General features: G+C 49.9%; 4 protein-coding genes and 1 pseudogene. 1 reads left to right on the top strand and 4 read right to left on the bottom strand.

Annotated features, from left to right (window positions below):
- The 4 genes from BIZ37_RS28375 to BIZ37_RS28360 form a co-directional block, all read right to left on the bottom strand.
- On the bottom strand, window positions 1-488 hold a 488-nt coding region (locus BIZ37_RS28375; RefSeq protein WP_187464392.1), incomplete at its 3' end, for an efflux RND transporter permease subunit.
- Window positions 488-1,564: an efflux RND transporter periplasmic adaptor subunit gene (locus tag BIZ37_RS28370; RefSeq protein ID WP_370577949.1), complete on the bottom strand. Its 1,077-nt coding sequence runs from the start codon at window positions 1,562-1,564 to the stop codon at window positions 488-490. The genes BIZ37_RS28375 and BIZ37_RS28370, both read right to left, overlap by 1 nt.
- Window positions 1,565-1,975: 411 nt before the next feature.
- Complete coding sequence (locus BIZ37_RS28365; protein ID WP_187464391.1) at window positions 1,976-4,258, bottom strand: patatin-like phospholipase family protein; 2,283 nt, start codon at window positions 4,256-4,258, stop codon at window positions 1,976-1,978.
- A gap of 118 nt (window positions 4,259-4,376) precedes the next feature.
- Window positions 4,377-6,377: a replication initiator protein RctB domain-containing protein gene (locus BIZ37_RS28360; RefSeq protein ID WP_187464390.1), complete on the bottom strand. Its 2,001-nt coding sequence runs from the start codon at window positions 6,375-6,377 to the stop codon at window positions 4,377-4,379.
- A gap of 1,336 nt (window positions 6,378-7,713) precedes the next feature.
- Here BIZ37_RS28360 and BIZ37_RS28355 point away from each other — a divergent pair.
- A pseudogene (locus tag BIZ37_RS28355) lies at window positions 7,714-7,854 on the top strand (ParA family protein); the annotation flags it as partial.

Raw genomic sequence — 7,854 nt, 5'->3', positions numbered from 1 at the left:
TCGACCAGATAGCGGCGGGCATAATCTGTTAGCTGCAGGGTATCCATCCGGTCAGACACCAGATTGAGCCACATGATCACTTCCGAGCTAGCCGCTGCTTTCTGTACCTCTGGCGGGTCGGCTTCATCAGGTAAATTATTAAGAATGCCTGCTATCCGGTCACGGACGTCATTGGCAGCCGCATCGATATCACGGCCAATGGAGAACTCCAGGGTTACACTGGAGCGGCCATCGCGGCTTTGCGAGCTAATCGAGCGGATCCCTTCAAGCCCAGCGATTCTATCCTCCACCAATTGGGTGATCCGCGTTTCGACAATCGCTGCCGACGCGCCGCGGTAGCTGGTGGAAATATTCACTACTGGCGGGTCGATATCCGGGTATTCCCGCAACGGCAACCTGTCGAATGCCACCAACCCAAACACCACCAGCAGCAGGCTGATCACCGAGCCCAGCACCGGCCGGGTAACTGAAATGTCCGATAACCACATCAGCCGGCCTCCCGATAGGTGAAGCGCTCCTGTTCGCGGATCTCCACTTTTTGCCCCGGCCTTACCCGCTGGGTCCCCCGGGTGATCACCTGCTCACCCTCACGGATACCGGTCACGACCTCCGCTTCACCCCGGCGACGAAAACCCAGTTCGACTTCGCGCTGCTCTACGGCCCCTTCCTCTCCCACCACAAACAAGAAATGTTGCTGTTGTCGGGACACCAAGGCTTCCTCCGGTACCACCAATCCCTGGTGCTCGCCAACAATCAAAGACAAGGTCATCAGCATACCGGGCCTTAGCCGCAAGTCCGGATTGGCAATATCTGCCCTGATCACAATAGCCCGGGTCTGGGGATTGATGCGGCTGTCGATACTGGCGACCTGGCCTTTGAAGGTTTCATCAGGATAGGCTGCTGCACTGGCTTCGATCACCGCACCTTGGGATACCAGCCCGAGAAAGGCTTCGGGAATAGAAAAATCGAGCTTCACGGTGGCAATATCATCCAAGGTGGTGATCACCGCCCCCGGCGTCACTAGTGCACCGGGACTGATTTGGCGAAAACCCAATACACCGGAGAACGGGGCATGGATATAACGGGCAGCCAGCTCGGCCTCGTTTTGTGCCAGCACGGCCCTGGCAACCTCGATGTCGGTATAGATGGCATCAAGCTCGGAGCGGGCAATGGTGTTGCGCTTGACCAAGCCTTCGATACGCTTGTATTCACGTTGCTGCTCCTTAAGGTTGGCTTTGGCGGCCCGCACCTTGGCCTGCTGCTCGTCGGCATTGAGCGTGACAAGCAATTGCCCACGGGAAATCGACTGGCCATCTTCAAACAGCACCCGGTCCACTTTTTCGGTCACCTTGGCCGTAAGCACCACCGACTCGCGGGATTTTACAGTGCCAAGCGCTTCGACTTCACGCCGGACCAATTTCTTCTCCACCGCGGCTACCACCACACTCGGGGTAGGCATCGAACGGCCTGCTGCCGCCCCGGGAGATAAATATTCTTTGTAGGTGATGGCGCCCGCCAGCACAACGAGAAGCAATAAACTGATCAGAGTCCCTTTCAATCGCACGCAGTATCCTTCTGAGGGAGGGGAGAATTACAGCTGATATAGTCAGTATAGAAAGGGAGATAAAGGTCGGCGCGGATTGGGCAGATTTAACCAGAAATAGCAGGCAAAAAAAAGCGAGCCGGTCGATGGCTCGCAAAATAACTCATATATTGCATTCCGAGAGGGTGACTAGGAAATCCCAGTATCCTTACCAGTGAAAACCTAACTCTCGAAAGGGACAAAGGTTATATCCGCTTTCCATTTTGCCCGAGCACGGCGTGCTGGTGTCAGGAAAATGTCAGGAATAACAAAGCAATGTTCACCTATGAGGTAATGGTTCCACTTTTGATGAAACCTTCAAGGCATAAACCGGTATTTCAGGGAGCAACACCCACCAGGCATTCCTATTTAGTTGAATTAAGTGATGTATTTTTAATCAAAGGTGGCCCCTAACGATAGGTAGAAGGAATTCTGCCCGTCTTCTGCCATGCCGTAGGCGAGGTAAACAGGCCCCACCGGTGTATCTAGGCCCAAAAACAGACTGCCTGCAGATAAACTGGAGTCAAAATCGATATCCGACTGATCATCCCATACCCCGCCACGTTCCAATGAGCCGCCAATGTATACAGGTATCGATACTGCACCAAAATTGTTATCCAATAGGCGATAGCTATAGACCAAGGCTCCAAATAACTTGTACCGACCATTGAGTTCGTAGCGGTGATAGCCAGACAGGTTGAACAAGCCCCCCAAGTCCTGCACATAGACAGGTAACAGGTCATCACCGTCATACCCACCGGCTTGGAAGGTCGTCACTAGGCTGTGCCTGTCATGGCTCAGCGGCTTGATCAGTTTAAGCTGACCATACACACTGTCACTCGATATCGTTTCTTGGTCGTTGACAGAACTGCGGCTCGAACCCAGCCCGAACTCAGTCCTGAACATCACTCCTTCACGGGGGAAGAACAAGCTGTCCAGATCATCATAGACAAATGAAACATATGGCCCATGGACAGAGTAGTCCTGGCTATTGTTCACGTTGATTTCTTTGACCTCACCTGTCCCGCCCCGGTAGCCCACAGCCAGAGAACTCCACGGCTGGAGGTTCCAACCCAGTTCGGCATAGCCGCTGTAGACGCTGTATTCGGTTTCGGCGCTACTGCCCGGCTCCCGGCCAATAAGATCAGCCTGCTCCTTGGACAAAATAAACTCCCGCACCTCACGGTTCCAGTTCACGCCAAACGAGGTATAGCTATTTTTCTGGTAGTCGAGCGGGAAATAAAAGCTGGTGTCAATCTTCTTCCAACTGCCCAGTTGCCATTCAAACTGCCACTCGCCCCCTTTGTCAGTGAGGTTGGTATAGATGTATTGGGTACCAAAGGCAAAATCAGACCGGTTGGCAAAATCGTCCTCGAAGGCAAACTTGAGGTTGAGGTATCCCGGCCCCCAGGATTTCTCGCGAACATCCATCACCAAGACATTTTCATCACCCTGTTGCTCAATTTGATAAGTGATCCGCTCAAACACATCCTGTCTGTTGAGCCTTTTCACTGCATCATCCATCTCATGGTTGGCGATCACCCGGCCAGCATCGAGATCCATGACTTCAAGCAGGGCCTGATCAGAGCGTCGGGTATGATTGGCAACTTCAATTCGGTCAATATAATAAGCCGGGCTTGCCTGTACTTGGGCACGTCGGTCGAGTTTTTCACGCAGGTAGGCTTGATAGTCAGACTCGGACAACTGATAACGTTTGAGTTCGGGCAGCGCATCCAGGGCGACTTTGCGCCCGGCGACATAGGCCTGCTCCATTTTGTCGAAATCAGGCGCCAGCATGAAAGAGACATCTGGCTGGAGGTACACATCCCCCTCCCCCATCAGCGCCATTTGCTGATCGGAACTGGTGTTGGTCATAAAAGTGGTCAGCTGACCAATGATATTAAACGCACTGTTGAGCTGTTGCTCTTCAAACAATGCATCACGAAGATCAACCGCGATAATGGTCTCGGCCCCTAGGGCCTTGGCTGCATCGACCGGCATATTATTAACAATCCCACCATCAACCAAGATCCGGTTATCAATCCGTACCGGTTGCAAAGCCCCGGGGACTGTCATCGATGCTTGCATAGCCGTCGCTAGGTGGCCACTGTCCAGCACAACCGGTTTTACGTTTACGATATCCGTCGCTACTGCACGGTATGGGATTGCCAACAGATCAAAGCTTGCCAAATCAGGTAGGTTGTCGGTGAGGTTGCCCAACAAGGTTGCCATCCCCTGCCCCTGGAAGGCGCCCGGTTTGGACTGGTAGTTCCCTTTTAGATCTATCCCGATATCGGTATAGATTTGGTAATTGTCATTTTGCTGCTTGCGCCTGAGTTCCAGGTCATTTCGGCCGACACGATCCTCATAGCCACTCAGCCAATCCGCAGACATCGTTTTGCGCCTGACCTCCTGGGCCGACAAACCCATCGCATACATGCCGCCGACATAAGCCCCCATACTGGTGCCGGTGATCACATCGACTGGGATCCGGTTCTCCTCAAGCACCGATAACACCCCAATATGGGCCGCCCCCTTCGCGCCGCCTCCGCTGAGCACCAGCCCGATCTGCGGACGGGAGTCATCCGCAACCGCATTGAAGGTTCCCGCGAACACACCGACCAATGCAAGCAGCACCCCGCCCTGCCGGTGCCGACATATTTTCAGCCACTCCATGACATATCCTATTGATTGGATTAATAGCAATAATATACCCAAGTTAGCTGAACATGAGGCATAAAAAAATCCGGCCAGCTGGTGCTAACCGGATTTTTTATTATTCAAAAGCGAGGGTTTAGCTTCCGCTGGCAATGTCATCCAGCGCATTCATCACCTGTTCGTTGATATGGCCTTCGAACACCAGCTTGCAGACTTTTCGCCTCACCGCCAGCCCCGATATCAGGCGCTCAATCGACAAATGGCCTTCGTCATGTTGGCTGTTGTACAACTCGATAGTTTTGCTCAGGGTCTCGTAAGGGACCACCTCGCCGCTGACCCTCAACCAGTCAAGCTTCTCCAGCAAGCCGTGGCACTCTTCGCTGATAGAGGCAATAGAATGTCCACTCATTGCTGATAACGCCGTAATACTGCGTTGCAGGGCCTCTGAAGAGGTATACTTTGACAGGGTAATAGTTAACTCATCAGCATTGATCTCTACCAAATGCTTGCGCAACTTCACCCGGCGGCCCAACCGTCCCTTCGGGCGGCTTTCTTTCCGCTGGATAGGTTCAAATTCACCGTCAATAATCTCGGAAAGCTGATCAAGCTCCTGCTTAGGCAAAATTTCATTGCGCAACGGGTTCGGCATGGTCGGCGCCATGGTCCGCTTGCCCTCGTTGGTGGTTTTCGCCCGTGAGAAACGGATAACTTCATCGACATCACACCGAATATCGATTTGGTAATCACAGTAACGCTTGCCTTCCTCATGCGGAGTGATGGTCAAGTGGTAACCCCAGAGGTTAACCGCAAAAACATGATCAGTGATCTTGTCATCCGCCAGCTTGCGCAGCTCACGGATCAAATCGGATGAAAAACGGCGCCATTCGATATTGCGTGCCAATTTCTGGTTCAGCTCGCTAAGCATCATCGAGTCATTGAGACGGCGCGACATTCGGCTTCGGAAGAAGGAATACAGCTGGAAGACCAGAGTGTGCTGACGCAAGATTTCTGGCGGGAACAGGAAGAAATAGTCCCGGGTCAGTAACTCATCGAAGAACGAAGGTTCCCATACCAAGATATACAGATTCGGTTTGATCCGGATCTCGCCGTCATCACCTTCCTTTGGGGCCTCCTCGGACGCCGTTATGGTACGGGCAAGGAAGCGGAAACGGTCACTCTTGAACCCTTCAGGCATATTCTCACTCATCCAGCGCCCAGTGAGTTCATGCAATTGAAAGTCAGTAAATTCAATACGATCGATACTTTCACGAATTGAGTCACGAGCCGGACCACTGTCTTTCTTGCCGCGCAAGGCCAGAATATCCGTGATGTATACAGGCGTTTTGTTACCCATATTGCGCGACTGGATTTCATAGTCCGCAATGTGGTGATCATGATATTGGACCGTCAGCGTGAATAGGGCAAAAAGGGTCATTAGATCATCAACCGTCATGATCGACTTTGAAGATCGTGTCTCGATGATCGCCTTGGTGCCGCTGATGGCAACCATTGATTTCTGGTAGCTTTTCTTGGTCCGCGGCGGGGCAAGCGCCTGATCAATGATCCCTGCCCAGCTGGTGGGGGAGATCACTATCTGATCCGCCTCGTCAGGCATCGTCGGTGGGGTACCCAAACCATGTTCACTCAGCAGTTGGCGATTGACATGGTTCTGGGCCAGGGCCTTGGAGCGTTTTTGTTTCTCTTTCGCCTTGGATTGTTCTGAATTCAGGCTGCCAGTGCCAAGCTGGGAGATCAGCATTGCTGGGTTGATGAAATGATGCAACATGGTTTTACCCGCCAAGCCCTCTTCGAACCTAACAGGTTGTTGTTTGAACAAGCCAATATTCACTGCTGCCCGCAAGCGCTGCTGGATTGCAGCCCGGGTCAGCTGGCCCTCTGTGGCTTCCACTAATTCTGTTGTTGAAACCATTCCATCATGGCTAGACAGCCCACGTAATGAAATTAAATTCAGCAACTCAATAATACTTTTGGTGACACCTTTGAAGTGTTGGTATTGCGGAAGCCAGTCGATCAAGTTAGCCGGGATCGAAAACAAATGCCCGTCTTTGTGGGATCGTGGAGCGGGGATCAATATCTTGTCAGTATTCTTATTGTTAGCTGAAAGCGCGGAGTTCATTTGTCATTAGCCGTAGATACATCATTTTTCCGTAAAAGATTAATAGAAATAAAACAAGAAAGAAAGCTCTTTTATTGGCTTTTTTTAAACTGATCTTTTTGATTATTTTGATCTTATTGATTAAGTGATCTTATGATCTGGCGATTAAAATTAGCCTAACTGCCTGAAAGTTATAGAAATAAAAAAACAGGTGATCGAAAGCATGATCATAAGGATTCTGGAAAAATGATCAACGCTTTCCTGAAACGATGATCAAACAAGGGCTGGAAATATGATCATCATCAATCTGCAAACATGATCATCATCGCTATGAAAACATGATCATGGTGTCCTCACAGGTTATCCACAGCCAGTTTTTAAAGTGTGGGTATAACGGCAAGGTTTAACGGCTACAGTCACGGTTTGGACAGGCAATTTTGCCTTTTTGAGGCCGGAAAAATGATCATGGATATGTCATTCGAGGGGTTTTCAGGCCTATTAGGCGATATTGCTTGGGAGTGGTGATGTAATTTTGAGCAAAGTCGATTTGACACTTTCCGTATTCTACTCTGGTTTTAACATGTGTCCGGCATGGATAGATGATCAAGATGTTGGTTATGCATTTCAATTTTTGATTAAAGTGGCGATTTACAGGCCATTAGGCCTTCTTCCTAGTGGATAATTATGCGCTAAACCCTTATCAGACCTACACTGACCGTAAATTGGCCTTGAATTTACATGCTTTCGGGGCATTGGCAATAATATCCGATTTACACCCTTCCTCGCTTGATCATTTTTCCGATCCATTCGTCGCGATGCCAGCAACAACGCACTGCCCTATTTTGCCTTGATCATGCTTCGTGATCGGGCGTGTAAGCAAGGAACGATGATCAAGATAATGTAGGTTGGTTTTCAGAAAGATCATGGGATTGGCCAATTTCATGCTGATCGTTTTGTTCTTTGATACCGGGGATTATACGATCATAATGAAATTGAGCGATTTCATCCTCTTTTTGGCTTGTTTCGTAAATTAACCGTTGAATACAGAATTTGGTATGAAATGTAGTCAGACTTGCACCCACCGTAAAATAGCCACAAATTCTCACGCTTCCGGTAAAAATCACTCAAAAGTGGATTTACATTGTAAAATAGTGACGCTGTAACACTTTTATTTTTTCACTTAATTCAAGCAAATCACCCCCGATAGCTGTGTAATTTTCATTGGGAATCGTCGGTTTTTTGCTCTTGTTAAAGCTTTATGCTGAGATAAATATCACATGGTGTTGTTCAGCTTTTTATTGTTTTGGTGTTTTTTTGCTGTACAATAAAACAAAATGTTTCAAGGTGAATAAAGACAATGAACAGGGAACAAACCATAGACAACTTGCTCAATATCGCCGAGCAGACGAAGCAGGTCCAGGCGGACCGTATTGAGATTGTATTGGAAGAGCGCCGCGAAGAAGCGTTTCCCCCAATGTCGAAGGCATTGATGGAAAGC

It is taken from the genome of Photobacterium sp. BZF1 (assembly GCF_014349205.1).
Taxonomy (GTDB): Bacteria; Pseudomonadota; Gammaproteobacteria; order Enterobacterales; family Vibrionaceae; genus Photobacterium.
Note: the sequence above shows the minus strand (reverse complement) of the source record. Positions and strands in the feature narration are given on the sequence as shown.

Excerpts from the sequence above, each read along its gene's own strand:
- BIZ37_RS28365 (WP_187464391.1), bottom strand. The coding sequence starts at position 4,258 with ATGGAGTGGCTGAAAATATGTCGGCACCGGCAGGGCGGGGTGCTGCTT.
- BIZ37_RS28360 (WP_187464390.1), bottom strand. The coding sequence starts at position 6,377 with ATGAACTCCGCGCTTTCAGCTAACAATAAGAATACTGACAAGATATTG.